The following is a 23,163-nucleotide window of genomic DNA, read 5'->3' on the forward strand; positions in this document are numbered from 1 at the left end:
ATTTTCTCTTTACTAATGGCATTTTCAGGAAGATAAATTTATAACAAAAAAAAGACCGATTGGTGAATCAGTCCTTTTAGTTTTTATTTCAATTAAGGTTTTATGATTGGAAAAAAGCAAGAAGATCTCTGTTAATAGTTTCAGCTTCAGTCGTTGGCATACCGTGAGGGAATCCCGGATAAGTGATCAACTTTCCATTTTTAACTAATTTTGCGGCTACCACACCTGTAGTTTCATAAGGTACGATCTGATCATCTTCCCCATGAAGCACCAATACCGGAACATCTGTACTTTTAAGATCTTCTGTAAAATCAGTTTCCGAGAAAGCTTTGATACAGTCATAATGTGCTTTAATTGATCCCATCATTCCCTGTCTCCACCAGTTTCTCTGGATACCTTCGGAAATGTTAGCTCCTTCTCTGTTATAGCCGTAAAAAGGGAAGGTAATATCGATATAGAATTGCTGCCTGTGGTGTGCCGTATTGTTACGGATATCATCAAAAACAGAAATCGGGACACCGTTCGGGTTATTTTCATTTTGAACCATAATCGGGGTAACAGCGCTTATTAAAACAGCTTTGGCAACTCTTCCTTTTCCATGCTGTGCTACATATCTGATCACTTCACCGCCTCCTGTGGAATGTCCTACGTGGATCACATCTTTCAGGTCTAGTGCCGTTACAATCTCATCAACATCTGATGCATACGTGTCCATATCATGTCCCTCCGCAGTCTGGGTGGATCTTCCATGCCCCCTTCTGTCGTGAGCAATGACTCTGTATCCTTTTTCCAAAAAGAAAAGCATTTGAGCATCCCAGTCGTCACTTGATAATGGCCATCCGTGATGAAAAAATACAGGTTGTCCTTTTCCCCAGTCTTTGTAATAAATTTCAGTTCCGTCTTTTAGTTGAATTGTACTCATTGTTTTTAATTTATGATTAGTAATTTAATTTTTTAATATCTATGATATTTTAATCTTATTTCTAATTCAAAATTAAATTTATTAATAAACACAACTCTTAACATAGGATATTTTATTCGGAATTGAATAAAAAAAACCTCAAATTTCTTTGAGGTTTATATTGGAAATTAAATTCTGAATTTAATTAGATTATTTAGCTGCTTTTTTAGGACTCATCATCATAATCATCCTTTTACCTTCCAATTTAGGAAGCTGGTCTACTTTACCTACATGCTCAAGTTCCTGTGCAAGTTTTAAAAGTAAAATTTCTCCCTGATCTTTAAAGATAATTGAACGTCCTTTGAAAAATACATAGGTTTTAAGTTTCGAACCTTCTTCCAGGAATTTCTCAGCGTGCTTTTTCTTGAATTCATAATCATGGTCATCTGTCTGAGGCCCGAAACGGATCTCTTTTACAACCACTTTTATTTGTTTTGCCTTAAGTTCCTTTTGTTTTTTCTTTTGCTCGTATAAAAACTTCTTATAGTCTAATACTCTTGCAATAAAAGGTTCTGCTTTGTCTGAAATCACAACCAGGTCTAATTCCTGATCCTTGGCTATCTGCAAAGCCTTATCTAATGGGTAAACTCCAGGTTCCACATTGTCACCTACCAAACGAACTTCTCTGGCTCTGATTTTACCATTAATTTGATGCAAATCCTCCTGTACCGGACGACGCATTGGGCCTCTGTTGTTAAATCTTTGTGCTATTGTCTTAAATTTTATTGGTTAACTTTCTATTGACAGCTTTCTTATATGGCTGCTTCTTTTTTAAAATAATTGACGAAATCTTCCATCTTCATTACGCCAAGATCTCCTTCTCCACGTCTTCTTACTGAAACGGTTCCGTCTTTTTCTTCATTTTCACCGATCACAATCATGAAAGGGATTTTCTTTAATTCTGCATCACGGATTTTCTTTCCGGTCTTCTCATTTCTGTCATCAATCAGACCGCTAATATCGTGATTTTCCAAAAATTGTGAAACTTTTTTTGCATAATCTACATATTTTTCACTAATCGGTAGAATTATATACTGATCAGGGCTCAACCATAAAGGAAAATCTCCTGCTGTATTTTCTAATAAAATAGCGATAAATCTTTCCATAGAACCAAACGGCGCTCTGTGGATCATTACCGGTCTGTGCTTTTCGTTATCATTTCCGATGTAGTGAAGATCAAACCTTTCCGGCAGGTTATAGTCCACCTGGATGGTTCCTAACTGCCATTTTCTTCCTAACGCATCCTTAACCATGAAGTCCAGTTTAGGGCCATAGAAGGCAGCTTCACCATATTCGATAACGGTTTTCAATCCTTTTTTCTCTGCTGCATTGATGATGGCATTTTCAGCTTTCTCCCAATTCTCATCAGAACCGATATATTTTTCCTTGTTTTCAGGATCTCTTAAAGAAACCTGTGTAACAAAATCCTCAAATCCTAAAGATTTAAAAACATAAAGTGTTAAATCTATTACTTTCTCAAATTCTTCCGACAGCTGATCCGGAGTACAGAATAAGTGGGCATCATCCTGAGTAAATCCACGTACTCTTGTCAAGCCGTGAAGCTCTCCACTTTGCTCATATCTGTAAACAGTACCGAACTCTGCATATCTTTTTGGAAGATCCCTGTAGCTCCATTGTGAAGTTTTGTAGATTTCACAGTGGTGAGGACAGTTCATAGGCTTCAGCAAAAATTCTTCACCTTCATTCGGTGTTTTAATAGGCTGGAAACTGTCTGCCCCATATTTATCCCAGTGTCCTGAAGTCACATACAGCTCTTTTGAACCAATATGCGGGGACATCACGAATTCATAGCCTCCTTTTTTCTGAGCCTCACTAAGGAAGTTTTCTAATTTTCTTCTTAATGCAGTACCTTTTGGAAGCCATAGCGGAAGTCCGGCACCCACTTTTTCAGAGAATGCGAAAATCCCTAATTCTTTTCCAAGTTTTCTGTGATCCCTTCTTTTTGCTTCTTCCAATCTTTCCAGATATTCTGTAAGCTCTTTCTGTTTTGGGAAAGAAATACCGTAAACCCTTGTCAATTGGGGGTTCTTTTCATCACCTCTCCAGTATGCTCCTGCTGCATTTAATATTTTTACGGCCTTTACAATTCCTGTATTGGGAATATGACCTCCACGGCATAAATCCGTGAAATTATCATGAGTTACAAAAGTAATTTCTCCGTCATTAAGATTGGAGATCAGTTCTACTTTATAAGGATTATCTGCATAAGTTTTTAATGCCTCTTCTTTGGAAACAGGATAGAGGGAGAATGTAGAACCTTTCTTAGCATTCTCTAAAACTTTCTTTTCAATCTTTTCAAAGTCCTTTTCAGATAAACTTTCGTCTCCAAAATCTACGTCATAATAAAATCCATTTTCTATGGCTGGGCCGATAGTAAGCTTAGCATCAGGATAAAATTCAAGGATGGCCTGCGCCAGAAGGTGGGCAGAAGAATGCCAGAAAGCTTTCTTTCCAAGATCATCATTCCATGTCAATAGCTGTACCGTAGAATCCGTCGTTATAGGTGTGGTAATCTCTACTTGTTTGCCGTTTACGACTGCGGAAATGGTATTTCTAGCCAATCCTTCGCTTATAGATTTTGCCACATCTAAAGGAGTTACTTCTCCCTCGAATTCTTTGACACTATTGTCTGGAAGTGTAATTTTTATCATTGTTTACTATGAAATTTTAAGATGCAAAAATACGCATTTTTTATTTAAAATGGTATATTAACGTATATTTGAATAAATAAATAATTCAAAATAATGAAAAACCTATTAACGGTATTTACTGTTTTATTTTTCACATTCTCTTTTTCACAAAAAAAAGCCCCAAAATTTCAGGTTTCTTACAGCAAAAATATAGATACTTATTTTTTAGCTGAGATCCTTTCAGCTGAGCATAGGAAGATCAATAAAGATTTTGAATTATTCAAGATTAAAGAGTGCTCAACCTACCAGCCTATTGTAAAAAGAGCATTGGAAAAATATGGGCATCTGAAAAATTCTAAAATCGCTCATCTTACTGCAAAGATTAATGATACGCTACTCAGTAAATATGGCATTGGAAATGACGCAATCATGAAACCGCTTTTATCACATAAAGAATTTCCATTAAAAGGCTGGAATGATGACTATTTATTTGAAAAAAATACGCTGACCAAAGTACAAAATGATGAAATAACATTCCTTATTAAAAACTACATCTCAGAATTGCAGCAATTTTATATACAGGAAAAAATTGGAGATTTCTTTTCAGAGAATAAAACATTCTATGAAGGTGGAATTAAAGAATATTACCAACAGATTCCCGCGAATTTTGTTTCAGCAATGGAACATTACTATGGAGAAAGATTTGGCAGCTATACTGTTTTCATTTCACCAATGATGATGTGGCCAATAGAAGATAATGAAGGTCGTGGCATTGGTACTGATATACAACATTCGGGAGGAAAGAAAAGTATTTATGAAGTTGCAAGCCCTTTTATGAGAGTGGTAAAAGAAGGGGAATTTGGATATAACAACCAGTTTCAGGCGAGGTTTTTAACCATTCATGAGTTTGGTCATGCATTTGTAAATAAGGAAGTCTATCAGAATAAGGATAAGCTCAATATGTTTAAGGATTTGTTTGAAAAATCAAACTTAAAAGAAATCATGACAAAAACAGGTGGCGTTGCCGATTATCAGACTTGCGTGGTAGAACATCTGGTAAGGTTGGGGGAAATTGAAACAGCTATTATACAGAATGATCTTGAACGTGCTAAAAAACTAGAGGCCTATCATCTGAAAAATCATTTTATTTTTCTCCCTCAGTTAGAAAGAAAGATAAAGGAATACAATGCTAACAGAAAAAAATATAAGAAATTCGGAGATTTTGTTCCGGAACTCTTAAAAGTATTTGAAAATAGTGATATTAAGTGGATTAATAAAGAACTCGACATAAATAAAGATAAAATATAATGAATGAAATGAATTTTGATTTACACTGTGATTTATTGTATTATCTGCTAAGAAAAAATTCAAAACCAGATGACAGGGAGTTGGGGTGTTCATTGCCCTATTTAAAAGAAGGAAATGTAAAATTACAGATAATGGCCATTTACACGGCTACAGCTAAGAACAGCACGGCCGAAGGAATCAGGCAAAGTGAGGTATTCGCTGATTTATTGAATACTGATGATTTCTTCCTGTTTGATCCTTCAAATTATGAAGCAGACGAAAATAAGGATCGGGCAGGAGTACTTGCTTCCATAGAAAATGCATCCTCATTTTGTGAAGAGGATTCTGACCTCGAAACAGGTTTTAAAAACCTGGAAGCCATTATTAATAACACGCAGAAAGTCCTTTATATAGGACTTACGCATCATACTGAAAACCGATTTGGGGGCGGAAATAATTCAGGGACAGGATTAAAAGAAGACGGAAAAGTAGTTCTGGATTATATTTCGGACCGAAAAATTGCCATTGATCTTTCCCATACAAGCGATCAACTGGCCTATGATATTCTTAATTATATCGATCAGAGAAACTATCATATTCCTATCCTGGCAAGCCATTCCAATTACCGTACTATCTATGATAAAAAGAGGAATCTTCCTGATGAGCTGGCAAAAGAAGTGATTAGGAGAAAAGGTCTTATAGGACTTAACTTTATCAGGAATTGTGTTGATGAAACTGATCCTTACAAGCTATATGAACATCTTCAATATGGACTTGATCTTGGTGGAGAAAATTCAATTGCTTTTGGTGCAGATTTTTACTACTGCAAAAACTATCCGGATCCGTCAAAGCTTCCCATATTCTTTCAGGAGTTCGAGAATGCTACAGCCTATGAAGCAATCAATAAAAAGATTTCCAAAAAGTATTCCGTTGAGCTAATGGAAAAAATAAGCCATAAAAATGCTCTGGATTTTATAAAAAAGCTTTAAAATAAACACCAGATGGTGGCTTTAAAAGTCGGTTACCATCTGGTGTTATTTATTATTTCAGTCTTTTATACTTCACTTTTTTCTTTATAATTTCAATTACATCCACATGCTGAACTTTTGACTGTATCCAGCCATGGATATCGATATAAAAGAGTGAACGTCTGTAATATTCATTGTTTTCATATTGATCCAGTTTCCGGTCAAATGCTTCAAATGCTTTTTGTCTTTCATCCAAAACAAGGTTATTGAGATTTTTAAAAAAATCGATGCTTTCAAAATGAAATTCTTCCGGCTTTTTCATCTTTAAAGCGAACTTTAAAGTAGCTTTTATAAACTCATCGTAATCTTCGTCATTTCCGGATTCATGCTTGGACATAAGGATCAGAATCCTTGTATGAAATAAAAGATCTTCCTGTACGTTGCCTTTTGACTCGATGATCTTCATGGAGTATCGCATCGATTCATTATACTTCTTGCTTCCAAAAAACATAGCTGCCATCTTAAGATACAGAATCATAAAATGGTGCTCATCAATTTTATCCCGGAGCTTTTCCATCTTCATTTCTATTTCTGGAATAAGCTTCGTTCCACTGAAAAATTCTCCTTTTACGAAATGGATATTCATTAAAGTATTGGAGTAGGTAAGGAATGTAAGAGCCTGTAAATTCTCATTTTGGGCAAATCCAGGTGAAGAAACCGTTTTAGTGAAATTTTCAAATTGTTTTTCTAAAATATCGATATTACCATAAAGGAAAAGGATCTTCAGTAAATAAGTATTGCCTTTGATATACCACACCGGATGACTAAAAATCATTTCGGGTTTCTGATGAAAGAGCTCCACCCACTGATAAGCATATTTCAGCGTGTATTTGTAATCCTGCAATAGCTGATTTTTCCAGACATGCGCTTTATAATACCAAAGTTTTTCAGTAAAATTTAAACTGGAAGGTTTTATATTTTTAATCTGAGAGTTGAAGATTTCCAGTACCTCTTGCCTGTCCGCATCGTTTTTCACATACCCATGGGTGAGCATTTCACTGTATAACTTCAATGAAAGATTGGAAAGTTCAGTTGTGTATTGGTTTTGTTTGCTTATTTCTTTAGACTCTCTTATCAGTTCTTCGGCCCTTCCGTCTATACTTCGTGTAATAAATTGGGATTCAATTACCTTCTCAAGGTCAATAATCTCTGAAGCGATGCTTTTTTCATCCAGTTCCAGGGCAGATTGCTTTGTTTTATCCAATATTTTTAAAGCCTGCTTGTATAGTCCTTTCTGATACAGAATATTAGCAAAATCAAGTTGCTCCCGAAGCTGAATCCTGTAATTTTGATGGCTCGGGTTCATACGAAGGCTTACTAAGATTTGCTTATAGAGATGTGCTTTCAGGTTAGAAAGCTGCTGCTTGGTAGAAATTTTCTTCTCTATGATGACAGACTCGTTATACTCAGTCATTTTGTCAAGCTCAGAGAAAAGTAGTAGAAATTTAGCATCTACATTAATTCCTAAACGATTAACATAAAGCTTAAATTGCCGTTTCTCAGAAGTGGTTAATGATTTAATGAGTACAAATAAGAAGTCTTTCTGCAATTCTGCCATTGTAAAATTTAATAATTTAAATTATTGATTTTATTATACTTACGTTTAGTTTTTCATTATTTGAATATTGTAATTTTCATTAAAATTGAAAATGTAAAAAATATGCAAGCCTTAGTTTTGGATCAAAATTAAGTAAAAACTTCATTATGAATTCCGAAAAAATTGAAATTTTTGATACCACTTTGCGTGATGGGGAACAGGTTCCGGGATGTAAGTTAAACACAGAACAAAAATTAATTATCGCCGAAAGGCTTGATAAGCTAGGGATTGACGTAATAGAAGCCGGTTTTCCGGTATCAAGTCCGGGAGATTTTCATTCCGTTTCTGAAATTTCCAAATTGGTACGAAATGCAAAAGTTTGCGGACTGACCAGGGCTAATAAAAAAGATATCGAAGTGGCTGCCGAGGCATTGCAATATGCAAAACGCCCCAGAATCCATACAGGAATAGGAACTTCAGACTCACACATTAAATATAAATTCAACTCTACCAGAGAAGACATTATTGAACGGGCAGTGGATGCTGTAAAATATGCTAAAAGCTTTGTGGAAGATGTTGAATTTTATGCAGAGGATGCAGGAAGAACTGATAATGAATACCTTGCCAGGGTTTGTGAAGCTGTAATAAAAGCCGGGGCAACCGTTTTAAACATCCCTGATACCACAGGATATTGCCTGCCGGAGGAATACGGACAGAAAATTAAATACCTAAAAGAAAATGTAAAAGGCATTGATAAAGCAATCCTTTCATGCCATTGCCATAATGATTTGGGATTGGCAACTGCTAATTCCATTGCAGGAGTAATGAACGGGGCAAGACAAATTGAATGTACGATCAACGGATTGGGAGAGAGAGCAGGAAATACGGCTTTGGAAGAAGTCGTCATGATTCTGAAGCAACATAAAGACCTTAGACTTCATACAGATGTTAATTCCAGAATGTTGAATACAATGAGTTCTTTGGTATCAGACCTTATGGGAATGCCTGTTCAGCCTAATAAAGCGATCATAGGAGCCAATGCGTTTGCCCACAGTTCGGGCATCCACCAGGATGGTGTGATCAAGAACAGGGAAACTTATGAGATCATGAATCCTGAAGATGTAGGAGTAACCGAATCTTCGATTATTCTTACAGCAAGAAGCGGACGTTCTGCTCTTGCATACCGTTTTAAGCATATCGGCTTTGATGTTACCAAAAATGAGCTGGACTTTTTGTATGGGGAGTTTTTAAAAATTGCAGATGCTAAAAAAGAAGTGGATAATGATGATCTTAGCCTGATGATGAATGCATTAACGAGAAAAATCAGTTAGGCATTTCACATCATTTCTCAATAAAATCAAACAAAAAAATGAACAATAATAAGAAAACACTTTTTGATAAGGTCTGGGATGCTCATGTGGTGGAAACAATTCCTGACGGACCGCAAATTATTTATATCGATAAACATCTTATTCATGAAGTGACAAGCCCTCAAGCTTTTGCTGAACTGGAATCCAGAAATCTTGAAATATTCAGGCCTGATCAGATTGTAGCTACAGCGGATCACAATGTGCCGACTTTAAATCAGGAGCAACCTATCCGCGATGAGTCTTCAAGAAACCAGGTACAACAACTTACTGAAAACTGTACTAAAAATAATATCGAACTGTATGGCCTTGGGCATCCCTATCAGGGAATTGTCCACATTATTGCACCGGAACTGGGGATCACACAGCCGGGAATGAGCATTGTATGCGGAGATAGTCATACTTCTACACACGGAGCTTTCGGAACAATAGCTTTTGGTATCGGAACCAGCCAGGTAGCACAGGTTTTTGCGAGCCAGTGTTTATTGCTCAATAAACCGAAATCAATGAGGATTACGGTTAATGGAAAGCTTAAAAAAGATGTTCAGCCTAAGGATGTTATCCTGTATATTATTTCTAAAGTAGGGACTAATGGGGGAACCGGGTATTTCTGTGAATATGCGGGATCGGTTTTTGAGGAAATGTCGATGGAAGGAAGAATGACGGTATGCAATATGAGTATTGAAATGGGAGCCAGAGGAGGAATGATTGCTCCTGATGAAACGACTTTTGCCTACGTAAAAGGAAAACCTTTTGCACCAAAGGGAGATGAGTGGGAAGAAAAGCTTGCCTATTGGAAGAGCCTGAAAACGGACGAAGATGCCATATTTGATGCTGAATTTAGTTTCGATGCATCAGAAATAAAACCTATGATTACCTATGGAACAAACCCGGGAATGGGTATCTCTTTGGATGAGATTATTCCTGTTCCACAAAATGAATCCGAGGAAAAGGCGTTGCAATACATGGGATTAAAAGCCGGTCAGTCTCCTTCTGATATTAAGGTAAATTATGTATTTATTGGAAGCTGTACGAATGCAAGAATTGAAGATTTTCGTTCTGCAGCGCAATATATTAAGGGGAAGAATAAATCTCAAAATGTTAAAGCGCTTATTGTTCCTGGATCCCAGCTTGTCGTAAAGCAGATCTATGAAGAAGGCCTTGATAAAATATTCAATGATGCCGGTTTTCAGATCAGGCAGCCCGGATGTTCAGCCTGTCTGGCCATGAATGATGATAAGATTCCTGAAGGTGAATATTGCGTTTCGACCTCCAACAGAAATTTTGAAGGCAGACAGGGACAGGGAGCCAGAACTATTCTGGCAAGTCCGTTGACTGCTGCTAAAGTCGCCATAGAAGGCAGAATCAATATTTTTGAAAATTTAAATTAATAATAAGACATACAAATAGAGGATGTTAAAAATAGCTGCTTTTGTTTGAACTGATTTCTCATACATTTTAAATAAAGCAGCTTTTAACCAAAACATATTGTAATCTAGTAAACTAAAGCAATGCAAAAGCTAACTATAATAAAATCAAGTGCAATTCCTTTGCCTGTAGAGAATATAGATACTGATCAGATCATTCCGGCAAGGTTTCTGAAGAGTATAGACAAAAAAGGGTTTGGAGATAATCTGTTCAGAGATTGGAGATATGATGTTCATACCAATCAGCCAAATGCTGATTTCATTTTAAATAAACCCCAGTACCGCGGTGAGATTTTAGTAGCCGGTAATAACTTTGGTTGTGGGAGTAGCCGTGAGCATGCTGCCTGGTCTTTAACCGATTATGGGTTTAAAGTGATCGTATCCAGTTATTTTGCGGATATTTTCAAAGGAAATGCTTTGAATAACGGTTTGTTGCCTGTAAAGGTTTCTGATGTATTCTTACAGGAAATCTTAACGGACATTACAGAAAATCCTGAAAAGGAAATTACCATAGACGTTGAACAGCAAACTATAAGTTTTAATGGTAAAACAGAATATTTTGAATTGGATTCTTATAAGAAAATCTGTTTGCTTAACGGATATGACGACATTGATTTTCTGATCAGTAAAAAAGAAGCCATAAAAGAGTTTGAATTAAAAACACAAAAAGTATATGAACAATAATTATTTCAAAATAGCTGTACTTCCCGGAGACGGAATTGGTCCTGAGGTGGTCAGTGAGAGTGTAAAAATCCTTAAAGTAATTGGTGAAGTGTTCCAGTACAATTTCCAGTTTACCTATGGATTGATGGGAGCGGAAGCAATTTTTCAGACAGGAGATCCGTTGCCTGAACAAACACTGGCCATTTGTAAAGAATCAGATGCCGTGCTTTTTGGAGCGATAGGCGACCCTGCTTTTGATAATAATCCCGACGCAAAAGTAAGACCTGAACAGGGATTGCTGAAACTTCGTAAGGAATTAGGGCTTTTTGCCAATATCAGGCCGTTAAAAACCTATTCTTCATTGATTGAGAAAAGTCCTTTGAAAAGAGAAATCATTGAAGGAGCGGATATTCAGATTTTCAGGGAATTGGTAAGCGGGATCTATTTTGGTGAAAAATTTACCGATGAAGAAGGAGCTTATGCCTATGATGTTTGTAAATACAGCAGGGAAGATATTATACCTATTGTCCATATGGCATTTCAGGAAGCCCAAAAACGTAAAAAGAAATTAACACTTATTGATAAGGCTAATGTCCTGGACACTTCAAGATTGTGGAGAAAGATCTGTAAGGAAATCGCCCAGGAATATCCTGAAGTTCAGTTGGATTTTATGTTTGTAGATAATGCTGCGATGCAGCTGATCCTTAATCCTAAACAATTTGATGTTATCGTAACGGAGAATATGTTTGGAGACATCATTTCTGATGAAGCGAGTGTAATTGGCGGTTCCATAGGACTTCTGCCTTCCGCATCTATAGGAAATGAAAATGCACTCTTTGAGCCTATTCACGGGTCTTATCCGCAGGCAAAAGGCAAAGGGATTGCTAATCCTGTAGCCTCAATATTGAGTACAGCAATGATGTTGGATCACCTGAAATTGAATCAGGCAGCAGATAAATTGAGAGAATCGGTAGAACATGCCATTGAAAACAAATATGTAACCGTAGATCTTAATGCAAAGCAATCTTATTCTACAAGCGAAGTAGGGGACTTCATTGCAGATTATATAAGGTTTTCCGAAAAATCATATTACAATTTTGAGAATATCAAGATCGGAAAATCCACTATTGTATAGTGATAACTAAGAGTTTGATTTTATTTTTTTTATATTGAAAAGGTCTGCTTCTTCTGAAGCAGACCTTTCATTATTTTACCGACGGGTATTATCTGTTTTTCCGGACTTATTCTTCGAAGATTTTTCAATATCCTCTTTATCGATATCCGGTGGATTGGTTTTCTTAGATGATGCAGGAATATCCGGGAAATCCTGGTTTTGTTTTTTCGATTCTGCAGCATTGGCAGATTCCTTTTTTTTAGCATTATCTTTTGAATTCATAGCTTAGATTTTAAAGTTCTAAAATACCGAGTTGACCTGTTTTGTCTTCAATGGTATAATTCAAAGCCTTTGCCAAAACAAAAATATTATTAAGATTTTCCATCAATTGCTTACGTCCTTCATTTCGTAGCTTATTTTCATCAATAGCTTTAATAGCTGTTTCTTTTGCTTTGTTGGTTACATTTTTAATGTCTTTTTCAGAAATCCTGTTAAAGAAAGAATCGTCAAGCGACTGTATTTCCACACTTGGAGTAATTCGGATATCGGCATTAGGCAGCTGAGTAATAACCAGTTTTTTATTGATCGAATCCACCTCTATCTTCATTTTATTAAGATCGTAGGAAACCTGGGCATTGGTCTTGGTATAGGTGATTATACTGTTACTGGATACTTCGTTTCCGAATACTTCATAACCCATTTTGGTTTTCTGCATGCTGGAAATATTCTGTTCCAAAACCACCATTTTATTCATTTTGGAAATCTGGTTCGTCAGAATATAATAATCCGATTTTTCCGTTTTGCCTCCAAAATTAAAACAGGACTTAAGACCGAAAAACAGGAAAAGCATCACAAGAATTCCTGCTACAAAAGATAATATAAGCTTATTATTTTTCAATATTTACTTTTTAAATATTTCTTTAAGTACCGATTTGTCATCTTTTTTCAGAATTTCTACCAGATCCCTTTCTACATAACCGGTTTTGGGCATTTCAATAATTCTTCCGATTTCTTTATCATATTTTTCAACAATAATAGTCGGAACTTTCTGGATATTATAAATACCTTCTTCTCCTGATGGAGATTCCTTTTTGCGATTGACTGCAATAATGGTCAGCCTGTTATCCGGAAAATTTACTTCTTCCAGGATTCTCATCAGTCTCGGAAAGTCCCTGTGGCTATCCTCACACCAGGTTCCCATGAAAACGATAATGTGATAAGAACTTATTTTAGCTTTCTTCAAGTCTGCAATGGCCTTCTGATCTAAAGCATATTCATCATGCTCTTTCACATACCAATCTGCATAAGGTGCCTTTAAAAATTGTTCTTTTAACTGGTTCCCCAAAAGCATTTTGCCATCATTCTGGGTTTCTACCTCACGGTTTACAACCACTTTCTGAGCACTTAGCTGCTGGGTAGCCAGGAACAATCCTGAAATTGCAACAGTATTTGTAATAAATTTTTTCATATTTTATTTCTCGATGATCGTTTTCAAATCAGCAGGAGAATAGTATTTGTTTTTCAGAACTTTGTGATCGGTTTTTCTGTAAACGTTGAATTTTTCTCCTGATTTTTCATAAAAAGATTCTACTTCTTTTTCTTTATAGAATTCAACAGTTTCATTTGCCTGCTCCTCGTTGTCACATGCTTTTGACATATTGGAACGCTGAACTTCGTTGAAAAGCTCTACAAATTTGTTGCCAAGACCAAATTCTAAAACAGCACCACTCAAAACATATTGTAAATCACATAAAGCATCTGCAATTTCAACGATGTCATTGTCTGCGATTGCTTGTTTTAATTCGTTTAATTCTTCCTGTAACAGTTCAACTCTAAGATTACATCTTTCAGGAGAAGGAATTTGTGGTGTTTCTAAAATAGGGGCTTTAAAAGTAGTATGGAATTCTGCTACTTGGTTCAGACTATCAATTTTATCCATGAATTTTTTTATTTAAAGCAAAGATAGAAAACGATTTGCTAATGGTAAAATGTACAACGCAAAATGTACCTAAAAACGGTAGAATATAGACTACTTCTCCGTAATCTAAGCTTCATGATCCTCTGTCGGATTTTGCATATAATCATGTTCATTAATAACCATGCGAATTATCAAAATGATGATTAAAAACAGATTACTCCATTTTTTCAAATTTCCAGACCCCGGAAATATGTAAGACCGTTGCTCCCGGTTGTTTTTCACCATAACTGAAAACACAGATATAAGAGGAGTGGCAGGATTGACAGTCCGTACCAAAGTATAAGGTAGGTAAATTAGAAACCGTTAATTCTCCAAAATGCAACATGCTAGGGAGGGTGGGAGCAACAATACCATTATCTGTTAATTCATTTTTCGAAAGGACTTTGTCACTCTGATAAATCTGAAGGATCGGGAACCCTGATTGATAAGGGATAATTTCGAGTTTATTTTCATAACCGCAGTCACAACAGGCAAATGTTGTGACTGCAGATGGGATAATTTCACAATTGGTAAAAACTGTTTTTGCTACGAGAACTTTTCTGCCAATTCTTATTTTTTTTGATATTGAATACATCAGGATCTGTCTTTTATTGAATCACTGTACCTACTAAATTGTTGTAATGACCGCTTGGACTTTTTTTTATGGTTATTTTCACATATCCTTCCTCCGCCAGCTTATTCCAGGTTTTCTGATAGCCGGTTGCCGGATCTATAGGGATTTTCCACATCGTTTGTTTTCCGCCACCTACCTGATTAAACCAGGGAATTACATCAGCTGTTTGGGAAGTGAAAGGTAATGAATTATTCAGAACATCGATCTCATAATAAAAATCATAGGTGTTTTCAGGTTGATTTAATGCCCTTTGAGAGAAAGTATACACATACCCGTTTATAATAGGACTTGTAAAGCTGCCTCCTAACGTAGGAATTCCGTTTCCACTATAATTAATTGCTCCGCTGTACCGGTCAAACTTTTGCCCGGCCTGAAAGGGAACATTATCAACTATATTGTATCCCCCATTGGCAGGGGGCCAGCCTCCATTTAGATTATTGGCTTTAAAAAGAGCTTCCAGTTCACTCCATTTTCCCTGTTTGTATAATTCGAAAGCCTGATTCCGGATATCCTGGTTAACCAGTCCCGCGGTGTCATAAGTTAATGCAAATTCATCAGCGGTCTTATAAAATACGTGGGTAACTCCGTTTGTGTTATCAATTTCATCATCCCTGTCCGAATTACAAGCAGTCGAGAAAAAAATAACGGATAAAAAAAGTAAGTACTTCAATAAATGTTTCATAATAATTAGTTTTTTATTTATAATTAAGTTAGTGTCAGCAGGCATATCTTTTTCATTAATATTCATATAGTGAATATTGGCGGTCATCTTCGGAATAAATTTATTGGTTCACTTTGGTTGTAAAATAAGACACTTATTAAGACTTTATCCAAAGTAATGGAATGCAAAGTGATATGAATCAGGCAATGCTTACTAATAGCATCTTCGACCTGAATACCCGGTGGCAGGCGGTACAATGATTCGATAAATTTAAATTAAAAAACTATAACAAAAGAATAAATTATTTTAAAAATTAATAATTAATGAATTATTTACTTCTTTATTGTTTAATTTTAGAATTTATTACTTTTCTATAAAGTGAATTGAATGAAAAAAGGCCGCTCTAAAAAGAGCAGCCTTAAGATTATTGTTATCAAGATAATTATTCTTTAATAAACCTTTTGGTTGTTTCTCCAGTCTGAAGTAAATAAACTCCCTTAGTAAGGTCACTTACATTAATGGCTCCTCTTTCAAGTTTTCCTGAATTAATTAGTTTCCCGCCCATATCAAAAATTTTATATTCTTCTGATGTAGCGTTTGAAACATTTAAGGTATTTTTTACCGGGTTAGGGAAGAGCTTCACCTCGGTAATCAGGTCTTTAGTGATGTCTTTTTGTTTTGCTGAAGATGCAGTTACCTTTATATTGGCATTGTTCACATCAAAGAAAATGTGATTGCTCCCTTTTACCATAATTCTTCCTGTTGTTGTTGCCACATTAGGAATTGTTACTGCCTGGGTACCGTCATTTGGAGTTCCCGCCAGCAAAGTAGTCCAGGTAGTTCCACTATTGGTTGACCATAATATATCTACATTAGCCGCATTTACATTATTTCCTGTAGTTCCTGCAACGTCCCATGTTATGGTTTGAGAGCTCCCTCCGGTATAAGTTACGGCAGAATTTTGGGAACTCACCTTAAATGGACCAGCTGTAGAGTTTACTGTAATTATAGCATCATCGGAATTATTTCCTGATCCACCGGCTCTGTTATCACGAACTGTAAATCTGAAATTCAGTTTTCTTGCCACATTAGATAATGCTTCTACTGTGATTTCGGATCCTGAGGTGGTTGTAGCACCTGCAAGGATAGAAGCCATTCTTGGGAAATACCTGGTAGGAGAGGCAGTTGGTGTCCATGATCTGAATGTAGGACCAGCGGTTTTTGTAGCACTGGCTGCAGAACTGGATCCTGTTTGTGAAGAAGTTCCCTTATCCATTTGCTCCCAGATATAAGTTAATGTATCTCCGTCAGCATCCGTACCGGTTCCTGTCAACATAAAGGGTGTGCCTTTAGGAATAGTGTAATCAAGGCCTGCATTAGCTGTTGGGATGGAATTTCCTGTAGCAGTATTTACAGAGCAGGTTGCCGCTTTAATATTGTCCGTAATCTGCTGAATGCTTAAAGCATGGAATAAAGCGTCCGAGTGAGCTTGCACATCATAACTTGTAATCCCTGCATAGCCCATTATGGTAGATCCGGATCCCGGTTCTACAGGTTGCAATCCGTTTTGGGTTTGATAAGACCATGTATGATTACCTCCAAACTGATGTCCCATCTCATGAGCTACATAATCTATATCAAAACTATCTCCTGAAGGAACTCCGTCTGCCGGGGAGGTGTATCCGCTTCCTTTATAGTTTTCAGGATATGTAACTCCTCCATCTACATAAGTTGTATCGTCATTGCTGCAAATACAGCCTATACAACCTGCATTACCACCACCACCATCTTTTCCGAATAAATGTCCTATATCAAAATTGGCATCACCAATTGTTGAATGTAAGGTTTGCATAAGTTCATAATTCCAATTATCAAGCTGTGATGAAGGGGAATAAGGATCGGTGGATGAATTGGTGTAAATGACATCATCATTATTTGAGATAAGGATCATTCTGGCAGCAAAATCTTTTTCAAACACTCCGTTTACACGGGTCATTGTGTTATTCATAGCAGCCAGGGCATTTGCTTTAGTTCCTCCAAAATAAGACGTATACTCACCGGTGCAGGAAAGGGCTAATCTAAAGGTTCTTAACTTTGAATCATCAGCATTCGGTCTTGCAGCAAGAGTTGTTTTCTCAATCCCTTTCTGTGCAACATCAATCACTTTACATTCAAATTTATTAAGTGCATCCTTTTTATCAGACTTCCTATAAATTACATACGTAGAAAGATCCTTCGTGTAAGGCTCAATAAAAACAGCAGAGCGGTCACCGTAAATTTCCATAGAAGAAAGCCCCAAAGGAGAAATACTGAAATACACAGTCGAACTTTTATCTTCTGCTCCCTGTCCAACATACGATTTAATATCCGGATATTTCGCAGCTAAAAGAGGATCAAGGTTTGAGTTTTCCCTTACTTTAAAATTTTCCATTTTTCCTTCTGAATTAGGAAAAGAAATAATAATTTCTGATGGTTCTCCCGCAGACAATCTTTTTGGAGCTTTTGAAAGGACGCTTTTGAGTGCATCAAGATTTAGCGAGTACACTTTTGGATCAGTAATGCCGGTTTTGTTCTCAAAAACCTGCGATGCTGTCTTTGGTGAAGTTTGAGACCAGAGACGATCGGTCTGCGCGAAAGAGATGCCCGAAATTAAAAGCACCCCAATCATGGATAACTGTTTTTTCATATAAAATATTGTTTAATTGTGGAATACCAAAGCTAACGAAAATAATATTACGAAAAACGTACTTAATTCATATTTTTACTAAGTATTAATTATTATTTTCATTTACTAATTGAATAATAGTTAATTTTTTAATAAAAAATGAATAAAATAAATTAAAACAAAATAAATGATTAATTTTTTTCTAAATCAACAAATAAAAAAACTACCTCTGGTGAGGTAGCTTTTTCATTTAATCCTGATTTAATATTATTAATCTTTAATGAATCTCCTTGAAATTTCACCAATTTGTATCATATAAGCTCCTTTTACGAGATTATTTACATTAACAGATCCTCTTTCGAGTTTTCCTGAATTGATTAATTTTCCTGTCATATCGAAGATTTTATATTCTTCAGATGTTGTATTGGAAACATTAAGGATATTTTTTACCGGATTAGGATAAAGTTTGATATCTGTAAGCATATTATTGCCACCTAATATGTCTCCTTTAGATGTTGATCCGATATTTACTGTGTAATCCTCAACTTGTCCATACGTATAAGTTCCGCAAGATGATGATGGGATAGAGCTGTACTGCATCATTACTCTCATTCTTGTAGAGCCAAGTGCAGCAGAGGCAGGAATCGTTATACTTCCCGTTACCGGTGTTGTAGTAGATCCTGATTTGGTCCATACCAATTCGCCGCTATCTGTAAAGACTCCGTTTTGATTGTAGTCAATATATACTGCGTACGCTTCACTGTATACGGTTGAAGTCCATACCGGAGTAATAGAAATTGTATAGGCAGTTCCTCTTGTAACATTAGTGGAAACAGATGTGAAATTCTCGTATCCTGCAGTTCCCGTAGAAGTGTTGTTGATTGTTCCAAACTTCACGTTTCCTATTCTTTCGTCAGCAGTATTGTTTGCACTTGCTGAACAATAAGTTACCGTGCTTCCTGCAAGAGTTGTTACACTTACGGAATTACTGGCTACTGAAGTGTTTCCTGCGGCGTCTTTTGCTTTAACGGTAAAGCTGTAAGTGGTAGATGGACTTAAGCTTGTTACTGTATAAGAAGTAGAAGCGGTAGATCCTATTAATGAAGCACCCTGATATACATCATATCCGGTAACTCCTACATTATCCGTAGCTCCGCTCCATGATAAATTGGTTGTGGTTGCAGTAGTACCGGAAGCAGCAAGAGTAGGTGCTGTAGGCGCTACAGTATCAGTTCCTCCTGAACCTGCATTTACCGTGATGTTAGCGTTATTTACATCAAAGAATACATGATTGGAACCTTTTACCATAATTCTCCCTGTTGTCGTAGAGGCATTAGGTATGGTAACAGCCTGGCTTCCATCATTAGGTGTTCCGGCTAATAATGTAGTCCAAGTATTTCCACTGTCAGTTGACCAAAGAATATCTACATTAGCAGCATTTACATTATTTCCTGTAGTTCCTGCTACATCCCATGTTACAGTTTGGGAAGTTCCTCCTGTATATGTCGTTGCTGAATTTTGGGAAGAAACTACAAATGGTCCTGCTGTAGAATTTACCGTAATCACTGCATCATCAGAATTGTTTCCTGAACCTCCGGCTCTGTTATCACGAACTGTAAATCTGAAGTTCAGTGTTCTTGCTACATTAGATAAAGCTTCTACAGTAATTTCTGAACCTGCGGTTGTGGTAGCACCGGCAAGGATAGAAGCCATCCTTGGAAAATATCTTGTTGGAGAAGTTGTTGGAGTCCATGATCTGAAAGTAGGTCCGGATGCTTTTGTTGCGCTGGCTGCAGAGCTTGCTCCTGTCTGTGACGAAGAAGCATTGTCCATTTGTTCCCATACATAAGTTAATGAATCTCCGTCTGCATCCGTACCGGTTCCTGTTAACATGAATGGTGTGCCTTTAGGAATAGTGTAATCAGATCCTGCATTAGCGGTTGGAATTGCATTTCCTGTTGCTGTACTTACAGGACATGTTTTTGCTTTAATATTATTAGTGATCTGCTGGATACTTATTGCATGGAAAAATGCATCAGAATGAGGTTGTACATCCTGAGAGGTAATTCCTGCATATCCCATGATGGTAGATCCTGAACCAGGTTCCATATTAGCTCCGGTTCCTTCATTGCTCATAGAGAATGTATGGTTTCCTCCGAACTGATGCCCCATCTCATGCGCTACATAATCAATATCAAAATTATCTCCTGAAGGAATTGCATCAGCAGGGGAGGTGTAGCCACTTCCTTTCGAGCCGTTTGTACAAACACATCCGATACATCCGGCATTTCCACCACCTCCGGTAGCCCCGAAAAGGTGTCCGATGTCGTAATTAGCCTCGCCAATCACAGAAGTTAGGGTATTTTGAAGTTGCGAATTCCAGTTATTCATACTGCTTGAAGGAGAGTAAGGATCCGTAGAAGCATTAGTGTAAATTACAGCATCATTGTTAGAAATTAAAACCATTCTTGCTGCGAAATCTTTTTCAAAAACACCATTTACGCGGGTCATTGTATTGTTCATTGCAGCTAAAGCATTGGCTTTTGTTCCCCCAAAATAAGTAGTGTATTCTCCCGTGCATGAAAGTGCTAATCTGAAAGTTCTCAGTTTGGCATCATCAGCGTTAGGTCTTGCAGCGAGACTGGTATTATCAATCCCTTTTTGGGCAACATCAATAACAGTACATTCAAATTTGTTAAGATTGTCTTTTTTGTCTGATTTTTTATAAACCACATACGTTGAAAGATCTTTGGTGTAAGGCTCGATGAACACAGCCGATTTATCACCATAAATTTCCATCGAGGATAACCCTAAGGGCGAAATACTGAAATAAACTGTGGAATTAGAATCTCCAAGACCCTCACCAACGTAAGATTTGATGTCCGGATACCGGGCTGCCAGTTGTGGATCAAAATTTGAATTTTCCTTTACTTTAAAGTTTTCTATTTTCCCGTCGGAATTAGGAAAAGAAATAATGACTTGTGATTTTTCGCCGGCAGCCAGTCTTTTGGGAGCTCTTGAAAGCGCGTTTTTCAAACCGTCTATGTCCAGTGTATAGACTTTTGGATTATTGATGTTCGTTTTATTCTCGAAAACATTTGCAGATGTTTTCTGTGAACTTTGAGACCAGAGACGATCGGTCTGAGCGAAAGAAATGCCCGTCATAAAAAGCACTCCAATCAGAGTTAATTGTTTTTTCATAAAATATTTGTTTGATTGTGGAATGTCAAAGCTAATAAAAAAAATTACAACAGAAAACAAAATTTTTTAAGAAAATTTTTGATTATATTTTAAATATATTAAGCATTATGTTAAGAATAACAAAATTCATATTGTATCAAAAAAAGAAAATAGCATACGTAAAATACGCATGCTATTCATTTATTGATAAGTTAACTCTACATTATAATCTATCATCAGCCGTAGGGCCATACAATCCGGGAACTTTATTTCCCGTTGATCTCAGATAAACAACCAGTTCTCCTCTGTGATGATATAAATGATTAAATAAAAAGCCTCTGATTACCTGAACTCTTGTAGTAGGAGCGAAAAGAATTTTTCCATTCATTTCCATTTTCCACTCATTAAAATATGTACTTTCATCAGAGCCATCTATTACTTGTTGGGCTCTACTGACATTATTTTCAAACTTTGCTACAATATTTTGAATTGTGGAAATATCCCCTTTATCATATTGGTAGATTCCCATATCGAAAGTATCCTGATTGAAAGTATATTCATACCAGTTGTAAATCTCTGCAATATGTGAAGCCAGTTGGCCCGTGGTCCAGCTTTTATCGGAAGGTTTCCAGTCCAGAACACTGTCGGGAATTGCATTTAAAATTTTCCGGGTATTCTCTGCTTCATAGAGAAACTCACCTAAAAGAGCCTGTTTAATCATGATAGTAGAAAATAAATTATTGTGTAATATCTCTTCCGATTACCAATCTCTGGATTTCTGAAGTTCCTTCACCAATGGTACAAAGTTTAGAATCTCTGTAATATTTTTCTGCAGGAAAATCTTTAGTATATCCATAACCTCCAAAGATCTGAACTGCATTATTTGCAATTCTCACACAAGCTTCAGAAGCAAATAACTTCGCCATTGCTCCTTCTTTGGTCATTTTTTGTTTTGCATTCTTTAATGTACAAGCCCTGTGAATAAGAAGTTCAGCAGCGTCAATTTCAGTTGCCATATCAGCAAGCATGAAATTAATAGCCTGAAAGCTTGCGATAGATTTTCCGAACTGATGTCTTTCCTTAGCATACTTTAATGCTGCTTTATATGCACCTCTTGCTGTCCCAAGACTTAATGCTGCAATAGATATTCTTCCACCATCCAGGATTTTCATAGCTTGCTTGAAGCCTTCTCCAACTTCTCCTAAACGATTAGAATCTGGTACACGTACATTATCAAAAATTAATTCAGCCGTTTCAGAAGCACGCATTCCCAGTTTGTTCTCTTTCTTTCCTGAAGTGAAACCCGGCATTCCCTTTTCCAAAACAAAAGCAGTTGAATTATTCTTTGCTCCTTTTTCTCCCGTTCTTGTCATTACGACTGCAATATCTCCGGAAATAGCATGAGTAATGAAGTTTTTAGCTCCATTGATTACCCATTCATCACCATCCTTCACAGCTGTTGTAGACATTCCTCCTGAATCAGAACCCGTATTGTGTTCTGTTAATCCCCATGCTCCAAGTACTTTTCCTGTTGCAAGCTGAGGCAACCATCTATGTCTTTGCTCTTCATTTCCAAATTCGTAAATATGGTTCGTACACAATGAGTTGTGTGCGGCTAAAGAAAGTCCGATAGAAGGATCTACCTGAGAAATTTCGTCAAGAATGGTAACATATTCGTGATAGCCTAACCCGGAACCTCCATATTGCTCAGGAACAACAATTCCCATAAAACCCATTTCTCCTAATTGATGAAATAGATCTTTTGGAAAAGTCTGGCTCTCGTCCCATTCCATAATATGGGGTCTGATGTTTTTTTCAGCAAATTCTTTTGCTGTTTCTGCTATCATTTTGATGTTGTCAACAATCTCGGTATTCATTATATAAGTAAATAGTTAGTTCTCAAAGATACTTAAATTGTAGAAATACGAAAATAAATTATCCACTGCGTAATATTCCGTCTACAATAAATTAACTATCAGTTTTTTACATAATATAATTTAATAATTTTTTAATAAAAATCGTGTAAAGAGA

Annotated in this window: 20 protein-coding genes; 6 read left to right on the forward strand and 14 right to left on the reverse strand. The window is 36.5% G+C overall.

The window, feature by feature from the left end; genetic code table 11:
- Nucleotides 1-100: 100 nt before the first annotated feature.
- The 3 genes from PFY10_02815 to thrS form a co-directional block, all read right to left on the reverse strand.
- On the reverse strand, nt 101-922 hold the full coding sequence (locus tag PFY10_02815; protein ID WBV57372.1) for an alpha/beta hydrolase: 822 nt from the start codon (nt 920-922) through the stop codon (nt 101-103).
- Nucleotides 923-1,111: 189 nt separating this feature from the next.
- Nucleotides 1,112-1,642, reverse strand: coding sequence for a translation initiation factor IF-3 (gene infC, locus PFY10_02820; GenBank protein ID WBV57373.1), 531 nt, complete (start codon nt 1,640-1,642; stop codon nt 1,112-1,114).
- A gap of 71 nt (nt 1,643-1,713) precedes the next feature.
- Nucleotides 1,714-3,633, reverse strand: a complete 1,920-nt coding sequence (gene thrS, locus PFY10_02825) for a threonine--tRNA ligase (GenBank protein WBV57374.1) — start codon at nt 3,631-3,633, stop codon at nt 1,714-1,716.
- 93 nt (nt 3,634-3,726) lie between these two features.
- Between thrS and PFY10_02830 the strand changes: the two genes are divergently transcribed.
- Nucleotides 3,727-4,920 carry a DUF4932 domain-containing protein gene (locus PFY10_02830; GenBank protein WBV57375.1) on the forward strand — a complete coding sequence of 398 codons (1,194 nt, stop codon included), beginning with the start codon at nt 3,727-3,729 and terminating at the stop codon, nt 4,918-4,920.
- Nucleotides 4,921-4,928: 8 nt separating this feature from the next.
- Entirely contained in the window at nt 4,929-5,888 is a 960-nt protein-coding gene (locus PFY10_02835) for a membrane dipeptidase (protein WBV57376.1), read from the forward strand.
- Between the two features lie 52 nt (nt 5,889-5,940).
- Here the strand turns inward: PFY10_02835 and PFY10_02840 are convergent, their stop codons facing one another.
- On the reverse strand, nt 5,941-7,485 hold the full coding sequence (locus PFY10_02840; GenBank protein ID WBV57377.1) for a hypothetical protein: 1,545 nt from the start codon (nt 7,483-7,485) through the stop codon (nt 5,941-5,943).
- 146 nt (nt 7,486-7,631) lie between these two features.
- Here PFY10_02840 and PFY10_02845 point away from each other — a divergent pair, with 146 nt between their 5' ends.
- The 4 genes from PFY10_02845 to leuB all read left to right on the forward strand — a co-directional run bounded on the left by PFY10_02845 (nt 7,632) and on the right by leuB (nt 12,056).
- Nucleotides 7,632-8,795, forward strand: a complete 1,164-nt coding sequence (locus PFY10_02845; GenBank protein ID WBV57378.1) for a 2-isopropylmalate synthase — start codon at nt 7,632-7,634, stop codon at nt 8,793-8,795.
- Nucleotides 8,796-8,833: 38 nt separating this feature from the next.
- The gene (gene leuC / locus PFY10_02850; protein WBV57379.1) at nt 8,834-10,222 is read left to right on the forward strand and encodes a 3-isopropylmalate dehydratase large subunit; all 1,389 of its coding nucleotides are present in this window, start codon (nt 8,834-8,836) and stop codon (nt 10,220-10,222) included.
- A 120-nt stretch (nt 10,223-10,342) separates the two neighbouring features.
- A complete protein-coding gene (gene leuD, locus PFY10_02855) occupies nt 10,343-10,942 on the forward strand; it encodes a 3-isopropylmalate dehydratase small subunit (GenBank protein WBV57380.1) in 600 nt (199 codons plus the stop codon).
- On the forward strand, nt 10,932-12,056 hold the full coding sequence (gene leuB, locus PFY10_02860; GenBank protein ID WBV57381.1) for a 3-isopropylmalate dehydrogenase: 1,125 nt from the start codon (nt 10,932-10,934) through the stop codon (nt 12,054-12,056). The genes leuD and leuB overlap by 11 nt, the downstream gene beginning before the upstream one ends.
- Nucleotides 12,057-12,131: 75 nt before the next feature.
- Here leuB and PFY10_02865 read toward each other — a convergent pair whose 3' ends face one another.
- The 10 genes from PFY10_02865 to PFY10_02910 all read right to left on the reverse strand — a co-directional run bounded on the left by PFY10_02865 (nt 12,132) and on the right by PFY10_02910 (nt 23,009).
- Nucleotides 12,132-12,317, reverse strand: a complete 186-nt coding sequence (locus tag PFY10_02865) for a hypothetical protein (GenBank protein ID WBV57382.1) — start codon at nt 12,315-12,317, stop codon at nt 12,132-12,134.
- A gap of 10 nt (nt 12,318-12,327) precedes the next feature.
- On the reverse strand, nt 12,328-12,933 hold the full coding sequence (locus PFY10_02870) for a DUF4230 domain-containing protein (protein ID WBV57383.1): 606 nt from the start codon (nt 12,931-12,933) through the stop codon (nt 12,328-12,330).
- Between the two features lie 3 nt (nt 12,934-12,936).
- On the reverse strand, nt 12,937-13,503 hold the full coding sequence (locus PFY10_02875; GenBank protein ID WBV57384.1) for a thioredoxin: 567 nt from the start codon (nt 13,501-13,503) through the stop codon (nt 12,937-12,939).
- A gap of 3 nt (nt 13,504-13,506) precedes the next feature.
- Nucleotides 13,507-13,974 carry a nucleoside triphosphate pyrophosphohydrolase family protein gene (locus PFY10_02880; GenBank protein WBV57385.1) on the reverse strand — a complete coding sequence of 156 codons (468 nt, stop codon included), beginning with the start codon at nt 13,972-13,974 and terminating at the stop codon, nt 13,507-13,509.
- A gap of 193 nt (nt 13,975-14,167) precedes the next feature.
- Complete coding sequence (locus PFY10_02885; protein WBV57386.1) at nt 14,168-14,587, reverse strand: hypothetical protein; 420 nt, start codon at nt 14,585-14,587, stop codon at nt 14,168-14,170.
- Nucleotides 14,588-14,600: 13 nt separating this feature from the next.
- On the reverse strand, nt 14,601-15,308 hold the full coding sequence (locus tag PFY10_02890) for a glycohydrolase toxin TNT-related protein (GenBank protein WBV57387.1): 708 nt from the start codon (nt 15,306-15,308) through the stop codon (nt 14,601-14,603).
- A gap of 421 nt (nt 15,309-15,729) precedes the next feature.
- A complete protein-coding gene (locus PFY10_02895) occupies nt 15,730-17,973 on the reverse strand; it encodes a M12 family metallo-peptidase (protein ID WBV57388.1) in 2,244 nt (747 codons plus the stop codon).
- A 249-nt stretch (nt 17,974-18,222) separates the two neighbouring features.
- On the reverse strand, nt 18,223-21,153 hold the full coding sequence (locus tag PFY10_02900) for a M12 family metallo-peptidase (GenBank protein WBV57389.1): 2,931 nt from the start codon (nt 21,151-21,153) through the stop codon (nt 18,223-18,225).
- Nucleotides 21,154-21,355: 202 nt separating this feature from the next.
- Complete coding sequence (locus PFY10_02905) at nt 21,356-21,853, reverse strand: DinB family protein (protein WBV57390.1); 498 nt, start codon at nt 21,851-21,853, stop codon at nt 21,356-21,358.
- Between the two features lie 16 nt (nt 21,854-21,869).
- Nucleotides 21,870-23,009, reverse strand: coding sequence for an acyl-CoA dehydrogenase family protein (locus tag PFY10_02910; GenBank protein ID WBV57391.1), 1,140 nt, complete (start codon nt 23,007-23,009; stop codon nt 21,870-21,872).
- Between the last annotated feature and the right edge of the window lie 154 nt (nt 23,010-23,163).

It is taken from the genome of Chryseobacterium daecheongense (assembly GCA_027920525.1).
GTDB classification, from domain to species: domain Bacteria; phylum Bacteroidota; class Bacteroidia; order Flavobacteriales; family Weeksellaceae; genus Chryseobacterium; species Chryseobacterium proteolyticum.